General features: G+C 71.0%; 15 protein-coding genes. 12 read left to right on the forward strand and 3 right to left on the reverse strand.

The window, feature by feature from the left end; all coding sequences use genetic code 11:
- The 8 genes from VN520_RS27835 to VN520_RS27870 all read left to right on the forward strand — a co-directional run.
- Window positions 1–577 (forward strand): FAD-dependent oxidoreductase (locus tag VN520_RS27835; RefSeq protein WP_325749711.1); only part of this gene is annotated, 577 nt, incomplete at its 5' end.
- Window positions 578–782: 205 nt separating this feature from the next.
- On the forward strand, window positions 783–953 hold the full coding sequence (locus VN520_RS27840; RefSeq protein WP_325749712.1) for a hydrophobic protein: 171 nt from the start codon (window positions 783–785) through the stop codon (window positions 951–953).
- Between the two features lie 170 nt (window positions 954–1123).
- On the forward strand, window positions 1124–1969 hold the full coding sequence (locus tag VN520_RS27845) for an STAS domain-containing protein (protein WP_325749713.1): 846 nt from the start codon (window positions 1124–1126) through the stop codon (window positions 1967–1969).
- A complete protein-coding gene (locus tag VN520_RS27850) occupies window positions 1966–2343 on the forward strand; it encodes an STAS domain-containing protein (RefSeq protein ID WP_325749714.1) in 378 nt (125 codons plus the stop codon). Before VN520_RS27845 ends, VN520_RS27850 begins: the two co-directional genes overlap by 4 nt.
- The gene (locus VN520_RS27855; protein ID WP_325749715.1) at window positions 2340–2765 is read left to right on the forward strand and encodes an anti-sigma regulatory factor; all 426 of its coding nucleotides are present in this window, start codon (window positions 2340–2342) and stop codon (window positions 2763–2765) included. The genes VN520_RS27850 and VN520_RS27855 overlap by 4 nt, the downstream gene beginning before the upstream one ends.
- Window positions 2753–3979, forward strand: coding sequence for an ATP-binding SpoIIE family protein phosphatase (locus tag VN520_RS27860; protein ID WP_325749716.1), 1227 nt, complete (start codon window positions 2753–2755; stop codon window positions 3977–3979). The genes VN520_RS27855 and VN520_RS27860 overlap by 13 nt, the downstream gene beginning before the upstream one ends.
- On the forward strand, window positions 3976–5766 hold the full coding sequence (locus VN520_RS27865) for an ATP-binding protein (protein ID WP_414719970.1): 1791 nt from the start codon (window positions 3976–3978) through the stop codon (window positions 5764–5766). Before VN520_RS27860 ends, VN520_RS27865 begins: the two co-directional genes overlap by 4 nt.
- Window positions 5763–7424, forward strand: a complete 1662-nt coding sequence (locus VN520_RS27870) for a fused response regulator/phosphatase (RefSeq protein ID WP_325749718.1) — start codon at window positions 5763–5765, stop codon at window positions 7422–7424. Before VN520_RS27865 ends, VN520_RS27870 begins: the two co-directional genes overlap by 4 nt.
- A 25-nt stretch (window positions 7425–7449) precedes the next feature.
- Here VN520_RS27870 and VN520_RS27875 read toward each other — a convergent pair whose 3' ends face one another.
- Entirely contained in the window at window positions 7450–9255 is a 1806-nt protein-coding gene (locus VN520_RS27875) for an ABC transporter ATP-binding protein (RefSeq protein ID WP_325749719.1), read from the reverse strand.
- 148 nt (window positions 9256–9403) lie between these two features.
- Between VN520_RS27875 and VN520_RS27880 the strand changes: the two genes are divergently transcribed.
- The 4 genes from VN520_RS27880 (at window position 9404) to VN520_RS27895 (ending at window position 15253) form a co-directional block, all read left to right on the forward strand.
- The gene (locus VN520_RS27880; RefSeq protein ID WP_325749720.1) at window positions 9404–9850 is read left to right on the forward strand and encodes a MarR family transcriptional regulator; all 447 of its coding nucleotides are present in this window, start codon (window positions 9404–9406) and stop codon (window positions 9848–9850) included.
- A 241-nt stretch (window positions 9851–10091) separates the two neighbouring features.
- Entirely contained in the window at window positions 10092–11933 is a 1842-nt protein-coding gene (locus VN520_RS27885) for an ABC transporter ATP-binding protein (protein ID WP_325749721.1), read from the forward strand.
- Entirely contained in the window at window positions 11930–13711 is a 1782-nt protein-coding gene (locus VN520_RS27890) for an ABC transporter ATP-binding protein (protein ID WP_325749722.1), read from the forward strand. Before VN520_RS27885 ends, VN520_RS27890 begins: the two co-directional genes overlap by 4 nt.
- 180 nt (window positions 13712–13891) lie before the next feature.
- On the forward strand, window positions 13892–15253 hold the full coding sequence (locus VN520_RS27895; RefSeq protein WP_325749723.1) for an NAD(P)/FAD-dependent oxidoreductase: 1362 nt from the start codon (window positions 13892–13894) through the stop codon (window positions 15251–15253).
- 51 nt (window positions 15254–15304) lie between these two features.
- Here the strand turns inward: VN520_RS27895 and VN520_RS27900 are convergent, their stop codons facing one another.
- Window positions 15305–16840, reverse strand: a complete 1536-nt coding sequence (locus VN520_RS27900) for an ATP-dependent DNA ligase (RefSeq protein WP_325749724.1) — start codon at window positions 16838–16840, stop codon at window positions 15305–15307.
- A gap of 86 nt (window positions 16841–16926) precedes the next feature.
- Window positions 16927–17718, reverse strand: coding sequence for a metal-dependent hydrolase (locus VN520_RS27905; RefSeq protein ID WP_325749725.1), 792 nt, complete (start codon window positions 17716–17718; stop codon window positions 16927–16929).
- Between the last annotated feature and the right edge of the window lie 42 nt (window positions 17719–17760).

Consider the following 17760-nt stretch of genomic DNA (forward strand, 5'->3'; position numbering starts at 1 on the left):
GGCGGAGTTCGCCGGCCTGCGGGTGGTCGTGGTCGGCGGCGGTGCGTCGGGCACCCAGCACCTGATGGAGATCGCCGAAGTGGCCGCGGAGACGTACTGGGTGACGCGGCGCCCTCCGGTGTTCCGGGAGGGCCCGTTCGACGAGGAGCGGGGGCGGGCCGCTGTAGCCATGGTCGAGGAGCGCGTACGCCGCGGGCTCCCGCCGCAGAGTGTGGTGAGCGTGACCGGGCTGCCGCTCGACGACGCCGTCCGGGCCGCACGCGCGCGGGGAGTCCTCGACCGGCTTCCCATGTTCGGGCGGATCACGCCGGCCGGGGTGGTCTGGCCCGACGGCCGCGCGGTCGAGGCCGACGTGATCCTGTGGGCGACCGGCTTCCGGCCCGCCGTCGACCACCTGGCCCCGCTGAAGCTCCGCGAGCCGGGCGGCGGCATCCGCGTCGAAGACACCCGGGCGGTGCGGGACGCGCGCGTCCATCTCGTCGGCTACGGCCCGTCCGCCAGCACCATCGGCGCCAACCGGGCGGGGCGGGCGGCTGTTCGTTCGGTCACACGGCTGCTGGGTCCTGTTCGAGTCTGACCGGGAACGGTGAGCCGGGGAGCCGTCCCGCCCCGAACTGCCCCGCGTGTGCGGCCGGGTTCCCGGCCCTCCCGGTTCTGCGGCCCTCATGCCGTACGGCACGGAGCGGATCCGGTCCCGCACCTGGTGCGGCGGCGCACAGGGGAATATCGGATTCACGCGAAGAACACAGCATGAAGAACAGATGGAGGGGCAGCGGGTAGGCATGGTTCGCGTCGTCCTGGTTCTTCTGCTCGTCCTCATGTCCTTCGGCACCGGCTTCGCACTTGAGGCCCTGTGGCGGACCGCGCTCATCGTGCTCGCCGTACAGCTTCTCGGATTCCGCGTCCGGTCGGCCGGACACGAGGGCGGACCCGGTCCCAGCTACTGCCGGTGACCGGTCACGGCGCACCTCCTCCGCCCGCGGACCAGGAGGCGCCCTCCCAGGGAGTTTCACCACCCGAAGTGAGGGCGGCGGCCGCCCCACCACGCGACATCGGTAACAGCGAGCCATGGCATACGCTGCACGGAACGGCATTGCGGCACGGAACAGAGGAGTCACCAGCGGTGGCAGAACAAGCCATATCAACCCGCCTCGTCGAGCTGCTGACGGCGAGGAACGAGACGCTCGCCTCGGCCTGGGTGGAGGCTGTCTCCCGCACACTGCGCGGGCGCATCTCTGTGGCCGAGCTCGACCGCGAGCTTCACGAGTTGTACACAGGACTGTCGGCAGGGCTGCGTGAGGGAGCCTTCGACTGGCAGGGAGAGGCCTTCGGCGAGGTGCGCGCGCTGCTCACCGAGCTCTCCCGTAGTCGCGCCCGTCAGGGATTCACTCCGACGGAAACCGCGACGAGTGTGCTGGCGCTCAAGGACGTCCTCGCGCCGACCGCGGACACGCCGGCGCAGGACATCCACGCCTACCTCCAGCTGAGCAAGCTGGTGGACGCCCTGGCGCTCTTCACCCTCGAGGTCTACGCGAAGACGCGCGAGGAGATCATCAGCGCTCAGGCCGAGCAGCTGATGGAGCTCTCCACCCCCGTCGTGAAGCTGTGGGACGGCGTGGTGGCCGTCCCCCTGGTCGGCACCCTCGACTCGGCCCGCACCCAGGTGGTGATGGAGAAACTCCTCCAGGCCCTCGTCGACATCAACGCGGACCAGGCGATCATCGACATCACCGGTGTGCCCGCAGTGGACACCGAGGTCGCCCAGCACCTGCTCAAGACCGTGGTGGCCGCCCGGCTGATGGGCGCGGAGTGCATCATCTCAGGCATCCGTCCCCAGATCGCCCAGACCATCGTCGCGCTGGGCATCCAGTTCGGTGACATCGTCACCAAGGCGTCGCTCGCCGACGCGCTCAAGCACGCGTTGCGCAACAGCAGCGCGGATCTCCCGGTCAACGGCGGCCAGGCGTGACCGAGCGCGTACCGGTCCTGAAGATCGGCGACGTCCTGCTGGTCTCCATCCAGGTCGACCTGGAGGACCAGATCGTCCTGGACCTCCAGGAGGACCTGGCCTCCCGGATCGTCGACTCCGGCGCCAGGGGCGTGGTCATCGACATCACCGCCGTGGAGATCGTCGACTCGTTCGTGGGCCGCATGCTGGCCACCACGGCGGCCATCTCACGCATGCTCGACGCCGAGACCGTCGTCGTCGGCATGAGGCCCGCCGTGGCCATCACGCTGGTGGAACTCGGCCTGTCGCTGGGTGGCGTGCGCACCGCCCTCACGCTGGAGAAAGGGCTGAACCTCCTGGCCCGGCCGGGTATCGACCGCCCGGCACAGCGATGAGCGGGCTCCGGCCCGTCCCCGACACCGACCACCAGGTCATCACGATCGACTCGAACGACGACGTCGTACGGGCCCGTCAGCTGGTACGCGGGCTGGCCCAGCGCTGCAAACTCTCGCTGGTCGACCAGACCAAGCTCGTCACCGCGGCGAGCGAGCTCGCACGTAACACTCTGGTCTACGGCGGCGGAGGCGTCATGCGTCTCGGCCTGGTCCAGCGGGACGGCCGGACCGGTGTGACCGCCGTCTTCGAGGACTCCGGTCCCGGCATTCCCGATGTGGACCAGGCGATGACCGACGGGTGGACCAGCGGCGGCGGCCTCGGACTGGGACTCAGTGGCGCACGTCGTCTGGTCGACGACTTCACGCTGGAGACCGAGGTCGGCAGTGGCACCCAGATCGCGGTGACGAAATGGGCTCGCTGAGTTCCGCGGCCGTGACCGCCGAGGACGTCGTCTGGCTCCGCGATCAGCAATCGTTCCCCGCCTCGGCCCGTGTCGCCGCGGTGTCGCTGGCCAGGCGGATCGGCTTCGACGAACAGCGTTGCGCCGAAGTGGCACTGGCGGTGAGCGAGGCCGCGACGAACCTGGGCAGACACGCCGTCGACGGTGCGCTCCTGCTGCGCGTCGTCCGCACGTCGCAGGACGCCGGAATCGAGTTCGTCACGACGGACGCGGGGCCGGGGATGGCGGACGTCGCGAAGTCACTGACCGACGGCACTTCCACCGCGGGCACCCTCGGCATCGGTCTCGGTGCCATCTCACGTCTCGCCGACGCCTTCGACCTGCACTCGATCCCCGGCCGAGGCACAGTGCTGGCGGCTCGTTTCTGGATGAAGGAGGCAGCGCGGCGCACCTCCGGGCTCGGAGATCCCGTGGTCGAGGGTCTGACGAGGACGATCGCCGGAGAGGATGTGTGTGGTGACGCCTGGGCGGCGCGTCCTGTGGGTGCGCCGTGGGACAAGCCGGCCCCCCGCACCGGCTCGGACGTGCAGCGCACGGCGGTCCCGGAGCGCCAGGCGCCCTCGGCCGGCACGCTCAGCTGGGCCCAGCTGACGGGTTTCCGGCCGAACGGTGCCGACTTGCGTCCGCAGGACACCGGCCGTCCCATGGAATCGACGGCCGGGGGCGAGGAAGCACTCCTGGTGATGTTCTGTGACGGCCTGGGGCATGGTCCCCTGGCCGGACGTGCGGCGCAGGCCGCGGTGACCGCCTTCCACAACTCGGCGGCGGAGCAGCCCGAAGCTCTTCTCACCGCCATTCACACGGCGCTGCGCGGCGGACGCGGCGGCGCCGTCACCGTGGTACGCATCGAGCCGAGGACGAGAAGCGTGTACTTCTGCGGCGTGGGCAACGTCAGTACCTTCGTCGTGGACCCTGGCTCCGGCGCCCGCCGGTCGCTCCTGTCCGCGCCCGGCATCGTGGGTCATCACATGCCGACCCTGCGGACGGTACGCCAGGATCTTCCTCCGGAGGCAGCCGTGATCATGCACTCCGACGGTCTCTCCGAACGCTGGCGGACGACCGCGCTGCCCGGTTTCCTCGATCACTCCCCGCTGGTGGCCGCGGCCCAGCTACTGCGTGAGGCCGGCGTGCGGCGGGACGACGCCGGTGTCGTGGTGGCGAAGGGAGCATGGTGACCGGCCCGACGGCGCCGGACGCCGTCCCTCTCGTGTCGCTCTCCTTGGGCACGGAGCAGGACATCTTCGTCCTGCGTCGCAGCGGAAAATCCGTCGCTGACGCACTCGGGGTGGAGCACCAGGACCAGATCCGGCTGGCCACCGCGTTGAGCGAGCTGGGCCGGGATCTGCTGGGCTCCTCCGCACCGACGGTCGTCTTCGGGTTCGTCCAGGGGCCACAGCCGACGCTGCGCGTCGCGATGTCCTGGAAGGACGGCCGCGGTCCTGGCAAGGAGTCGATGCTGGCTGCGGCCCGTCTCGTACAGATCCACCACTCGCCGTCACAGCGCTCCCTGGTGATCGAACAGCAGGTCAGCGCGCATGTGCAGACACCCGAATCCCTGCAGCACGCGCGCGAGGTCCTGATGGCTCACTCGGGGGCCAGTGTGTCGGAGGACGCGCGGGCGCAGACCAGTGACCTGATCGCCGCGCTGGAGGAGTCCCGGGCTCAGCGGGAGGAACTTCGCCGGCTGAACGAGGAGCTGGAGGAGACCAACCGGGGCGTGGTGGCCCTCTACTCGGAGCTCTCCGAGGAGCTCGAGGAGACCAACCGGGGGGTCGTCGCTCTCTACGCCGAGCTGGACGAGAAGTCCCGCCAGTTGCGCGAGGCCAGCGAAGCCAAGACGAGGTTCTGGGCCAATGTCAGTCACGAACTTCGCACACCGGTCAATTCCGTGGTGGGCCTCGCACGGCTGCTGCTCGAGTTCGACGTGGAGCGGCTCAACGAGGAACAGCGCCGGCAGGTCTCTCTGATCTCCGCCTCGGGGGCCACACTGCTCGCCCTCGTCGATGAGCTGCTCGATGTCGCGAAGGCCGAGTCCGGGCGACTGGAGCCGAGCTGGGCGCCCGTCGACCTGCGTCTGGTCCTCGGCCAGCTGCGAGACACTCTGCGCGGATACGGTCACGGCCGGGACGTGGAGCTGACCGTCGCCGATCGGGATCTGGACCTCGTGAGCGACGACGTGATGCTCACCCGGATCCTGCGCAACCTGCTGTCGAACGCGCTGAAGTTCACCGAGGCGGGGACGGTGAGCCTCGACGTCGCCACCGAGAGCACGGACGACGGGGACCAGGTGCTCTTCACCGTCACGGATACCGGTATAGGCATTCCGGCCGAGGAACAGCAGCAGATCTTCGAGGAGTTCTACCAGGTGCGCGGCCCGCACCAGCGAGGCCGGCCGGGCACCGGGCTCGGGCTGCCCTACGCTCGCCGGCTGACGGAGCTGCTGGGAGGCAGCCTCACCCTGACCAGCAGCCCGGGGTCCGGTACCCAGGTCACCGTACGACTGCCCGCAGGCCGTCAGGTGTCCGCTGCCGGGTGTGGCGGCGAGGTGGGCCCACCTCTCGCCACCGTGCTGGTGACCGTCGACGACGACGACGCCTTTCGCGCGACGATCCGGCCGGTACTGGACCAGCTCGCGCGACGGGTGGTCGAGGTGGACCAGGGCGGTCGAGCGGGCTCGGTCGTGCGCCAGGAGCGTCCGGAGGCCGTTCTGCTCGACCTGCACATGCCCGACCTCGACGGGTACGCCGTGCTCGCTGAGTTCGCCGGGGATCCCGACCTGCGGCACGTCCCCGTCGTCGTTCTCACATCGGCGCCGCGGGCGAGTCTCGACCACGACCGGCTGACACACGCGCGGGCGGTGCTCGGCAAGGCCACGCTGACGCTTTCGCAGCTCGAAGCCGTGCTCTCGAAATTCATCCCCCACACGGAAGGCGCGGGGGGCAGGAAGGACATCGCCCCATGAGCTCGCATCTGCGTCAGGACAGCGCTGTCGGGAAGATCCTGGTGCTCGACGACGACGAGACGAAGCGCTACATCGTCGGCAGTTGGCTGCGCAGAGCCGGTCATACCGTGGTGGAAGCCGTCGACGGTGCGGACGGCTTGGCACTGCTCGCCACGGCTGCTGGCACCGAGCTGCCGGAGCTGGCCGTCGTGGACGTCAAGCTGCCCGACATGAGCGGCTTCGAAGTGTGCGAACAGATCAAGGCCGACCCGAGGACCGCCTCCCTCCCGGTCATCCATGTTTCCGCCACGGCCGTCGCGCTCAGTGACCGTACCCAGGGCCTCCACCGTGGCGCCGACGCCTATCTCACCGATCCCATCGCCCCGGACGAATTCCTGGCAACGGTCACCGCGGCACTGCGCTACGCCCGGGCCAGGCGCCGGGCGGAGCGGCTCGCGGAGCGGGTGGCCGCACTGAACAGCAGCACCCTGGCCGTCTACGCCGCCAGGGACGGGAAAACGTTCGCCGAAGCGGCTGCGGTCGGCGCGGCCACGCTGATGCAGTCGCCGGCCATCGCGGTCGCCCTCAGTCCGGACAACCGCACCCTGTTCCTGGCCTCGGCCGAGGGCCGCGGACAGGCCGGCCGCTCTCTTGGGACCGCAGCACCGGCCGTCACCGTTTCCTCCGAGGAACCGCGGCTGCTCGACCGGCTGGCCGACCAGGCCCTGGGCGATGGCACGGGCACCCATACCGCGATTGTGTCCGGCGCGGACTGGCGAGCGCTCGTAGGTGACGAGGGCGGCAGCCGGGCCGGCGCCATTCCCGATGAGGTCGCCCTGATTCTGGCCCGCACGAAGCGGGGCCGTCCGCCCGTCGCTCTCGCGATCGACGCCGAGGCACTCTCCGGAGTGGACGACCGCGAACTGCTCTCCCAACTGGCACAGGCCTGTGCGCTGGCCCTCGAAGCCCTGCGTTCACGTAGCGAGGAACATGCGCTCGTCCTCACTCTGCAGCGCAGCTTCCTGCCCGACAGACTTCCTGAAGTGCCCGGTACGGACCTGGCAGTGCGTTATCAGCCGGCGGCGGACGATTCGGAGATCGGCGGCGACTTCTACGAAGTGCTCGAGACTCCGGCCGGCCTGCTGCTCGCCATCGGCGATGTGGCGGGGCACTCCCTCCAGGCAGCGATGATCATGGGGGAAGTCCGCCACGCGCTGCGTGCCTATGCCATCGAGGGGCACGACCCGCGCTCGCTTCTGGAACGTCTGGACGCGCTTCTGGTGCGGCTCAGGCCCGCGATGACCGTGACCGTCTGCCTCGTTCTGGTGGAGCCGGGCGCACGCCGGATCCAGGTGGCGAATGCCGGCCACATTCCTCCTGTGCTGCTGCGCCCGGACGGATCCACGCGCTGTCTGGCCGAGCACGGGTCCCTGCTGGGGCTGAATCTGCCCCACCCGCCTGCCGTCGGGTACGCCGTGCCCGCGGACTCCACCCTGCTGCTCCTGACCGACGGGCTCATCGAGGTGCCGGGCGAGGATCTCGACGACAGCCTGCACGAACTGGGCAACAGCGTGTCCCGGGCCCCACGGCACGTGGAGGATCTCTGCGACGTGCTGCTGGACACTTTCGGCAAGGGGAAGACGGACGACATCGCGCTGCTCGCCGCGCGCTTCCACTGAGGGAGGCACAGGTGGCGCCGGGACCTCAGGTGACGGCCGGGGCGGGCCGGCTGTCGCGGCGGATCAGAGCTGCGTAGCGCCCGTCCTTCGCCAGCAGTTCTTCGTGCGTACCGCGTTCGGCCGTACGGCCCTTGTCCAGGACCACGATCTGGTCCGCGTCCCGGACGGTGGAGAGCCGGTGCGCGATGGTGAGCGTGGTGCGCCCCTTCGACAGGGCGTCGATGGCTTGCTGCACGGCGTATTCCGTACGGGTGTCGAGAGCACTGGTCGCCTCGTCGAGGATCAGCACCGGCGGGTCCCGGAGGATCGTGCGGGCGATCGCCAGCCGCTGCTTCTCCCCGCCCGAGAACCGGTGCCCGCGTTCGCCGACGAGGGTGTCGTAGCCGCCGGGCAGCCCGGCAATGTGATCGTGGATCTGCGCGGTGCGGGCTGCGGCCTCGATCTCCTCGTCGGTGGCGTCCGGTTTGGCGAAGCGGAGGTTGTCGGCGACCGAGGCGTGGAAGAGGTAGGTCTCCTGGGAGACCACACCGACGGCCCGGGCGAGGGTGTCGAAGTCCAGGTCGCGCACGTCGACCCCGTCGATCGTGACCCTGCCCGCCGTGACGTCGTACAGCCGCGGTACCAGGTAGCTGAGCGTGGACTTGCCCGACCCGGTGGGACCGACGACGGCCAGGCTGCTCCCGGCGGGCACGGTCACATCGATGCCGCTCAGGGTCGGCCCGTTCTTCGGGTCGTAGCTGAAGGTGACGTCCTCGAAAGCGATCTCGCCGCGGATCTTCTCCAACCGGACGGGTTTCTCGGGCTCGGTGATGTCCACCTTCAGATCGAGGTACTCGAAGATGCGCGCGAACAGGGCGAGGGACGTCTGCATCTGCACACCGGTGGAGAGCAGGCTGACGGCCGGACGGAAGAGGCCCTGCTGGAGCGAGACGAAGGCGACCAGGGTGCCGATGGAGACCGCGGTGACACCCGACTGGAGGGTGAGGCCCGCTGCCCAGTAGATGACCGCGGGCATGGCTGCCATCACGATCCCGATGGTCGACATCCTCCAGCGCCCCGCCATGTTGGAGCGCACTTCGAGGTCGACCAGGCGTTCCGACTCCTCGGAGAAGGTCTTGGTGAGGGACTCCGAGCGGCCCATGGTCCGGCCGAGCAGGATGCCGCTGACCGAGAGCGATTCGGTGACCGTGGCCGCCATCGCGGCCATCTGCTTCTGGCGCTGGGTGGTGATCTTCTTGCGCTCCCTGCCCACGCGCCGGCTGATCCAGACGAAGACGGGCAGCAGGAGCAGCGAGACGACGGTGAGCCGCCAGTCCAGCGCGAGCATGGCGACCACCGTGGCGATGACCGAGGTGAGGTTGGAGACCAGGGAGGTCGCGGTCGAGGTGACCGTCGCCTGCATTCCGCCGATGTCGTTCGCGATGCGGGACTGGACCTCACCCGTGCGTGTCCGGGTGAAGAAGGCGAGCGGCATCCGCTGCAGCTGGGTGTAGACGGCGGTGCGCAGGTCGTGCATGACGCGCTGGCCGACCGTCGTGGAGATCAGGGTCTGGAGCACGCCGAAGACACCGGTCGTCACGGCGGTCAGGATCATGCCGAGCGCGAGCAGCGCGAGCAGCCCCGTGCGGCCCTGAGGGATCGCGGTGTCCAGGATCTCGCGGAGCAGGAACGGGGAGGCGACCGACACCAGCGAAGAGGCGCCGACCAGCAGTCCGACCACGGCGAGTCTGCCGCGGTAGGGGCGGAAGAGCCGGAAGATGCGGCGCAGCTCGGCGGGAGGCTGCCCGGCGTCTGCTGCCGGAGGTGTCCAGGTGGATACGTCGGGTTTCATGGGCTCCTTCGAAGGTGTGTGACGGGGCCCGCTCGGGCTCCCACCAGCCGGTACGAGGGTCCGGAAGCTGACGGTCGAGCCGGCCTCGGTGAGCCTAGCTCATTGTTACCTCTGTTCACAATGAACGAAGTCCTGATATTGTTCCCTCATGGACTCCCCCGACTCCGACGGCATGCTCGCCGAGCAGCTGCTGCGGCTCACGCGCCGTCTCCAGCGCATCCAGAGCCGGCAGCTGGAGCCGATCGGCATCACCCCGGCCCAGTTCCGCCTGCTGCGCACGACCGCGCATTACGAGGGCCCGCCCCGGATGGCCGATCTCGCCGAGCGTCTGGATGTCGTCCCACGAGCGGTGACCACTCTGGTCGACGGTCTGGAGGCGAGCGGCCGGGTGCGGCGCGCGCCCGATCCGGCCAACCGCCGGGTGGTCCGTATCGAGATCACCGAGGAGGGCCGGGCGGTGCTCCGTTCGATGCGCGACGCGCGGAAGGCCGCCGCGGAGGAGATCCTGGCTCCATTGACCGCCGGACAGCGTGAGGTGCTCGGCGGACTGCTCACCGCTCTGGTCGACGGAATGCCGGAGCGCCGCCGCTGCTGAGGCAAGCGGCGCCTCCACCGCACCGTCGAGGGTTTCCCGGCATGCCGAAGCCCGAGGCCCTGCGCCCGCGTACGGCGCGCACGCCGCCCCCGGACCGGCCCGGCCCGTTCTCCGGGCCCGAGGGCCTGCGCGGGAATAATCGGTTGCCCCGGACGGGGTCAGGAAGCGAACCTTGCACGGTTTGGTCCCCACTGTTCCACGAGATCCGTCACGGATCTCCGCTTCCGATCCTTGGGACGTCATGCAGATTCGCGATCTTCCGTATTCGGATCCCGGCGATCCCGATGTACGGTCAGGCCCCCGCTTCCTGTTCTGGCTCGGGCGAAGTCAGCTCACCGGCCAGCTCAAGTCCCTTGCCTGGGGGCTGCTCCACCACTGTGCGATCGCGGGCCTCCCGCTGGCCGTCGGGTTGGCGGTGCAGGCCGTCATCGACAGCTCGGGCCGGGACCTCGCGGTGGCCGGCGTCCTTCTCGTCGTCCTCGGCATCCTCATCGCCGTGGGGGACACCATGCTTCACCGGACGGCGGTCACCAACTGGATCACCGCCGCGGCCCGGGTCCAGCAGCTGCTGGCGCGCAGGACGGCCGAGCTGGGCTCGGCACTGACCCGGAGGGTGGCGGCCGGCGAAGTGGTCGCCGTCTCCACCGGTGACGTCGAGAAGATCGGCTGGTTCGTCGAGGCGCTGTCTCGCTTCGTAGCCGCCGCGACCGCTCTCGTACTGATCTGTGCCGGGCTGGTCCTCTACCTGCCCTCGCTCGGTGTGCTGGTCGCTGTCGCCACCCCGGTCCTGGCACTGGCCGTCCTGCCGCTGCTCCCCCGGGCCACCCGCCGGGCGGATCTGCAGCGCGAGAAGGCGGGCCGGGCCACGGAGCTGGCCTCCGACACGGTCGCCGGACTGCGGGTGCTGCGCGGCATCGGCGGTGAGGAGCTGTTCCTCGACCGCTACCGGCGCGCATCCCAGGAAGTCCGCCGGGCCGCCGTGCGCAGTGCGCGGATGTGGGCGCTCATCTCGGCGATCCAGGTGTTCCTGCCGGGAGTTCTGCTGATCTCACTGGTCTGGTACGGCGCCGTGCTGGCCCGGGACGGCCGGATCGACGTCGGCCAGCTGGTCACCGTGTACAGCGCGGCGACCCTGATGCTCTTCCCTCTGCGCAACGTGGAGGAGATCGCCATGGCGTACTCCTTCTCCCGGCCGTCCGCCCAGCGCGCGGTCCGGGTGCTGTCGCTGCGACGCGGTACGCGTCCCCCGACGGCCGGTGCCGCCACGCCCCGCGGTGATCTGTACGACCCGGCGACCGGACTGATGGCGCCCCAGGGCCTGTTCACCGCCGTCGTCTGCGGGGATCCGGACGAAGCGGGACGGCTGGCGGAACGGCTCGGCGGCCACGCCGAGCCGGAGGAGGCCTCCGGACCGCTTCCCTCGGTGCTGCTCGGTGGTGTGCCGCTGGACGAGGTCCCGCTCGACTCGGCACGGACCGCGGTACTGGTGCAGGACAAGGACCCGGTGCTGCTCTCCGGGACGCTGCGGGAGCTGATGGACGTCCCGTCCTCGGGCAGGGTCACACCCGAGGACGCGCTCGCCGCCGCCCGGTGCGGTGACGTGCTGGACGCGCTGGCCCAGGCATCCGTCGACGAGGACGGCGACCCGATGAACACCCGGATCACCGAGCGCGGCAGGTCGTTGTCCGGTGGTCAGCGCCAAAGGCTCGCACTGGCGCGTTCCCTGGTCACCGACCCGGAGACGCTCGTGCTCGACGAGCCGACGTCCGCCGTGGACTCGCACACGGAGGCCGGGGTCGCCGCCGGTGTCGAGAAGCTGCGCCGGGGCCGTACGACAGTGGCGTTCGCCTCGTCCCCGCTGCTCCTGGACCTCGCGGACCGGGTCGTGCTCCTCCACGGGGGCACGGTCGTGGCGGCGGGCACGCATCGCCAACTGCTGCGGGACGAACCGCGGTACCGGGCGGTCGTGACCCGTGAGACCGAGGACGAGGCCGCGGCGACGGCCGCCGCACCGGACGGGATCCCCGTGTTCGACGGCCCCCGGCCGGCCCGGGCGGTCGAGGAAATCGAGGAGAAGGCATGATCGGCCTGGCACCACCGGAGTTCGACCCCGCCGCACCGGAGTCGGCGACGACCCTGCCGGTCGGCACGCCGACGACCGTACGGACGTACGTCAGCGCCCTGCTGCGGCGTCACCGCAAGCCCTTCGCGGTGCTCGTCACGGTCAACGCGGTCGCCGTGATCGCATCGATCACCGGCCCGTATCTGCTGGGCGGACTGGTCGAGGACCTCTCCGAGGGGGTCACCGACCTTCACCTGGAGCGCACCGCCGCGGTGTTCGCGCTGGCGCTGGTCGTGCAGACCGTGTTCACCCGGACGATGCGGCTGCGCGGGGCCATGCTCGGCGAGGAGATGCTCGCCGATCTGCGCGAGGACTTCCTCGTCCGGTCGGTCGGGCTGCCGCCCGGCGTCCTGGAGCGGGCGGGCACCGGGGATCTGCTGTCCAGGATCACCACGGACATCGACCGGCTGGCCAACGCGATGCGTGAGGCCGTGCCGCAGCTGGCGATCGGCGTGGTCTGGGCCGGGCTGCTGCTCGGCGCACTGACCGTCACCGCCCCGCCGCTGGCGCTGGCCGTGCTCATCGCGCTCCCGGCGCTGGTCATCGGCTGCCGCTGGTACTTCCGGCGGGCGCCCTCCGCGTACCGCTCGGAGGCAGCCGGATACGCGGCGGTCGCGGCCGTGCTCGCGGAGACCGTGGACGCGGGGCGGACCGTGGAGTCCCACCGGCTGGGGGCTCGCAGGATCGCGCTGTCGGACCGGCGGGTCGAGGAGTGGACGGCGTGGGAGCGGTACACCCTGTTCCTGCGCTCGGTGCTCTTCCCGGTCATCAACACCACGTACGTGACGATCCTCGGCGCGGTCCTGCTGCTCGGCGGCTGGTTCGTGATGGAGGACTGGCTCACCGTCGGGCAGCTGACGACGGGGGCGCTCCTGGCGCAGATGATGGTGGACCCGATCGGCCTGATCCTGCGCTGGTACGACGAGTTGCAGGTCGCCCAGGTGTCGCTGGCCAGGCTCGTCGGCGTACGTGAGATCGAACCCGACGCGGGCGACGACCGCGTCGGTCCTGACGGCCGGGAGGTGAGGGCCGAGGACGTGCGCTTCGGCTACCGTGCCGGCGTCGACGTCCTGCACGGGGTCTCGCTGGACGTCGCCCCCGGTACGCGGCTGGCACTGGTGGGGCCGTCCGGGGCGGGCAAGTCGACGCTGGGGAGACTGCTGGCGGGGATCTACGCTCCCCGGCTCGGGACGGTCTCGCTGGGAGGTGCCGAGCTGTCCCGGATGACGGCGGAGCGGGTACGGGCCCATGTGGCTCTCGTCAACCAGGAGCACCACGTGTTCGTGGGCTCGCTCCGGGACAACCTCCTGCTCGCCCGTACGGACGCCGAGGACGCGGAGCTGTGGGCTTCGCTCGCCGCGGTGGACGCGGACGGCTGGGCGAAGGCCCTCGGTGAAGGGCTGGACACGGAGGTCGGCTCGGGCGGCCTGGCCCTCACCCCGGCGCAGGCCCAGCAGATCGCCCTGGCACGCCTCGTCCTGGCGGATCCGCACACACTGGTGCTGGACGAGGCGACCTCGCTGCTCGACCCGCGGGCCGCCCGTCATCTGGAGCGTTCGCTGGCACGGGTGCTGGACGGCCGTACGGTCGTGGCGATCGCGCACCGGCTGCACACGGCGCACGACGCGGATGTGATCGCGGTGGTCGAGGACGGCCGGATCAGCGAACTGGGCAGCCACGACGAACTGGTGGCCGCGGACGGCGCGTACGCGGCACTGTGGCGTTCCTGGCACGGCTGAGCGGAGGGGCCGGCGGCCCGTGGTCCCCGGACGGCCGGGGACCTGCGGCGCCCGTGAGTGATGCGGGCGGCGGTGCACGGGAGGCGAAGTCCTGCCGACAAGGTGAGGATGAGGAGTGACTGGCCCCGGATACGGGGCAGGCGAGCGATGTCCGCGTAAGCCCGAGAAGGGACGCACACCGTGGCACGACCCAGGATTCTCGTTGTCGGCGCCGGCTTTGCCGGGGTCGAGTGCGTGCGCCGACTGGAGCGCAGCCTCGCGCCCGGCGAGGCGGACATCACGCTCGTCACCCCGTTCTCGTACCAGCTCTACCTGCCGTTGCTCCCCCAGGTCGCCTCCGGGGTGCTCACTCCCCAGTCGGTCGCCATCTCCCTGCGCCGGAGCCGGCGCCACCGTACGCGGATCGTGCCGGGCGGGGCCATCGGAGTGGATACGAAGGCGAAGGTCTGCGTGGTCCGCAAGATCACGGACGAGATCGTGAACGAGCCGTACGACTACCTCGTGATGGCTGCCGGCAGCGTCACCCGGACCTTCGACATCCCGGGACTCGTCGACAACGCCCGGGGCATGAAGACCTTGGCCGAGGCCGCTTACATCCGGGACCACGTCATCTCCCAGCTCGATCTGGCCGACGCCAGTCAGGACGAGGAGGAGCGGGCGTCCCGGCTGCAGTTCGTGGTGGTGGGCGGGGGTTACGCCGGGACGGAGACGGCCGCGTGCCTGCAACTGCTCACCAGCAACGCCGTCAAGCACTACCCCAGGCTGGACCCCAAGCTGATCAAGTGGCATCTGATCGACATCGCCCCCAAGCTCATGCCGGAGCTCGGCGACAAGCTCGGTCTCAGCGCCCTGGAGATCCTGCGCAGGCGCGGCATCGAGGTCTCGCTCGGTGTCTCCGTGGCCGAGGCGGGGCCGGACAAGGTGACGCTCACGGACGGCCGGGTCCTGCCCTGCCGCACGCTGATCTGGACGGCCGGAGTCGCGGCGAGTCCGCTCGTCGCCACCCTCGGCGCCGAGACCGTACGCGGCCGGCTCGCCGTGACACCGGAGATGAAGCTGCCCGGTGCCGACGGTGTGTTCGCGCTCGGCGACGCCGCGGCGGTGCCGGATCTGGCCAAGGGCGACGGGGCGATCTGCCCGCCCACCGCTCAGCACGCCATGCGCCAGGGCCGCAAGCTGGCGGACAACATCATCGCGTCCCTGCGCGGCCGTCCGCTGCAGCCGTACGTCCACAAGGACCTCGGCCTGGTCGTGGACCTCGGCGGCCGGGACGCGGTGTCCAAGCCGCTGGGCATCGAGCTGAGGGGTTTGCCCGCCCAGGCCGCGGCGCGCGGCTACCACTGGGCGGCGCTGCGGACGAACGTCGCCAAGACCCGGGTGATGACCAACTGGCTGCTCAACGCGATCGCCGGTGCCGACTTCGTGCGTACGGGGTTCCAGGCCCGCAAGCAGGCCACCTTGCGCGATTTCGAGTACACCGACGCCTACCTCACCCCGGAGGAGATCCGCGCGCACACCGCGGGCATGGACGCCCGCGGCTGAGCCGCCGGCTCCGGCCCCGTCCGGCCTCCGCCACGTCGGCGGGGGCCGGAATCATGTCCTGCGGGAGAGCACCGTGTCGATCGTGTCCGCCTCCTGGGCCCGCTTGTCCTCGCGGTAGCGCAGGACACGGGCGAAGCGCAGCGTGACGCCCGCCGGGTAGCGGGTGGAGCTCTGGAGTCCGTCGTAGGCGATCTCCACGACGAGTTCCGGGCGCACCGTGACCACGTGTCCGTCGTCGGCGGTGGCCAGCTCCCGGAGACGTCCGGTCTGCCAGGTGAGCAGGGTGTCCGTGAGCCCCTTGAAGGTCTTGCCCAGCATCACGAACGTGCCGTCCTCCCGGCGTGCGCCCAGGTGCAGGTTGGAGAGCTTCCCGGTGCGTCTGCCGTGGCCCCATTCGGCGGCCAGCACCACGAGGTCGAGGGTGTGGACGGGTTTCACCTTCAGCCAGGAAGCACCCCGGCGGCCGGCGCTGTACGCCGCCGTGCTGCCCTTGACCACGACACCCTCGTGCCCGCGGGCCAGCGTGGCCTCGGAGAACGCCACCGCAGCCTCACGCTGCGCACGGTCCGTGGGGTCCTCCACGACGACGCGCCGGACGCGCATCGCTTCGGGGACCAGCTCGGCCAGCTCCTGGTGGCGGTCGGCGAAGGGGAGGTCGAGGAGGTCGCGTCCGTCGACGGACAGCACGTCGAAGAAGACGAGGACCAGGGGGACGGCGTCCGCCGCGGTGGCGACATCGCGCCGGGACCCCACCCGGCCGGCGGTCTCCTGGAACGGCCGGGGCCTCCCGTCGGCCCCGAGCGCGATCACCTCGCCGTCGAGGACGAACCTCTCGGCACGGAAGCCGGTCACCGCCGCGGCGAGTTCGGGCAGCCGGCCGGTGATGTCGTCGAGCGTGCGGGTGTAGGCGTGCACCCGCGCCCCGTCACGGTGCACCTGTACGCGGATCCCGTCCAGCTTCTCCTCGACGGCGCAGGGGCCCAGCCTGTCGATCGCCTCGGTCACCGAGCGGGCGGTGTGCGCCAGCATGGGCTGGACCGGCCGGCCGAGGGTGAGCCGGAAGGACGCGAGCGCCCCGGGGCCCTCGGCGAGCAGCGCACGGGCGACGGGCCCGACCGATCCGGCGAGCATGACGGCGCGGCGTGCTTCGGCGCGCGGGGCTCCGGCGGCGTCGGCCAGGGCGTCGACGGCGAGGGCGTCCAGCGCTCCCTGACGCACCTCTCCGGTGAGCAGCGCGCGCAGGAAGTACTGCTCGTCCGCGGTCGCGGCGCCGAGCAGCCGCGTCAGGCGGTCCTTGCGGGCGGCCTGGGACCCCGGGCCGGTGAGGGCGCCGATCGCCGTCAGCTCCTCGTCCGTCTCCACCACGGTGAGGGTGGGCTCCTCGGCGGGCGTCACCGGGACGCGCAGAGCGCTCCATCCGATCCCCAGCCGCCCCTGCGGGAGCCGGCCGGCGAGATACGGGATGACGACCGGGACGTCGTCCGGCCCCGCCTCCCGGAAGAGTCCGGCCAGCAGGGCCGTCTTCCGGGTCCGGGCCGACGTCGCGGCGACCTCCAGGGACACGTGGGCGAGTCGGGCGAGCAGCATGCCGCCATGGTGCTACGGCGGCGGGCCCACCGCCCTGCGAAAGGCGTTACGGCGGCAGGTCTCCCCCTCCCGGGAGCGCCCTGCCGTCATATGACGCCGAGCGCCGCCGCGCCGCCTATTCCGCCGAGGATCATGAAGGCCGGCATCAGCACCTTGATCTCCACCCAGCTGCCGGCCCGGAAGCGCAGGGCCTTCGGCGGCCCGATCGGGTACCAGCGCTTGCGGCCCAGCGGGATCGGCCACAGGATCGGGCAGCCCGAGACCGTCAGGGCGTCCCCGATGTCGTGGACGAGCGCGCCGAGCACGATCGGGAGCCCGAGCCAGAGGTACTCCTGGCCGGGCGCGCCGAACAGCCAGTCCGAACCGTTGCCGGGCTGGTCCAGCACTCCTGCCAGGATCCAGGCGCTGGTCGCGCCGAGCAGCCATACCAGGACGTCGCTGGAGACCCTGGCCGCCCGCCACAGGAGCCCCTCGACCGCGAGGACGAGGTGGACGAAGAGGATCGCCAGGACCGCCCACCGGCCACCGGTGATCGCCGCGACCGACGCGGCCCCTCCGGTCAGCACGGCCCAGAGCCAGGTGTGCGTGAGGGTGCGGTGGCCGCCTGTCCTGCGCGGGTCGCCGGGTCCCTTCGTCGCCTTGTAGACCGCGTACGAGAGTTTGTCGACGATCTCGCAGACGCCCTTGGACACCGGGCCGAAGGCGCGCGAGATGGTGGCCGACTTGTGGTCCAGGTCCGGGGCGAGCGCGGCACCCGCGGTGATCAGGGCGCCCACCACCAGGACGGGCCAGGGCATCGCGTGGCCCGCGGCCGCAGCCGCGGCGCCCACCCCCAGCCAGGCCGCTGCCCCCGACAGGGAGTGTGCCGGTCCCATCATGGCTGTTTCCCGCCCCCCTCGTGATTCGGCCGGGTGTCCGGG

Source organism: Streptomyces sp. (assembly GCF_035563135.1).
Taxonomy (GTDB): Bacteria; Actinomycetota; Actinomycetes; order Streptomycetales; family Streptomycetaceae; genus Streptomyces.

Bases quoted from the DNA above. Each gene is read 5' to 3' on its own strand.
- VN520_RS27840 (WP_325749712.1), top strand. From the start codon at position 783: ATGGTTCGCGTCGTCCTGGTTCTTCTGCTCGTCCTCATGTCCTTCGGC.
- VN520_RS27855 (WP_325749715.1), top strand. From the start codon at position 2,340: ATGAGCGGGCTCCGGCCCGTCCCCGACACCGACCACCAGGTCATCACG.
- VN520_RS27860 (WP_325749716.1), top strand. From the start codon at position 2,753: ATGGGCTCGCTGAGTTCCGCGGCCGTGACCGCCGAGGACGTCGTCTGG.
- VN520_RS27870 (WP_325749718.1), top strand. From the start codon at position 5,763: ATGAGCTCGCATCTGCGTCAGGACAGCGCTGTCGGGAAGATCCTGGTG.
- VN520_RS27875 (WP_325749719.1), bottom strand. From the start codon at position 9,255: ATGAAACCCGACGTATCCACCTGGACACCTCCGGCAGCAGACGCCGGG.
- VN520_RS27880 (WP_325749720.1), top strand. From the start codon at position 9,404: ATGGACTCCCCCGACTCCGACGGCATGCTCGCCGAGCAGCTGCTGCGG.
- VN520_RS27885 (WP_325749721.1), top strand. From the start codon at position 10,092: ATGCAGATTCGCGATCTTCCGTATTCGGATCCCGGCGATCCCGATGTA.
- VN520_RS27890 (WP_325749722.1), top strand. From the start codon at position 11,930: ATGATCGGCCTGGCACCACCGGAGTTCGACCCCGCCGCACCGGAGTCG.
- VN520_RS27900 (WP_325749724.1), bottom strand. From the start codon at position 16,840: ATGCTGCTCGCCCGACTCGCCCACGTGTCCCTGGAGGTCGCCGCGACG.
- VN520_RS27905 (WP_325749725.1), bottom strand. From the start codon at position 17,718: ATGATGGGACCGGCACACTCCCTGTCGGGGGCAGCGGCCTGGCTGGGG.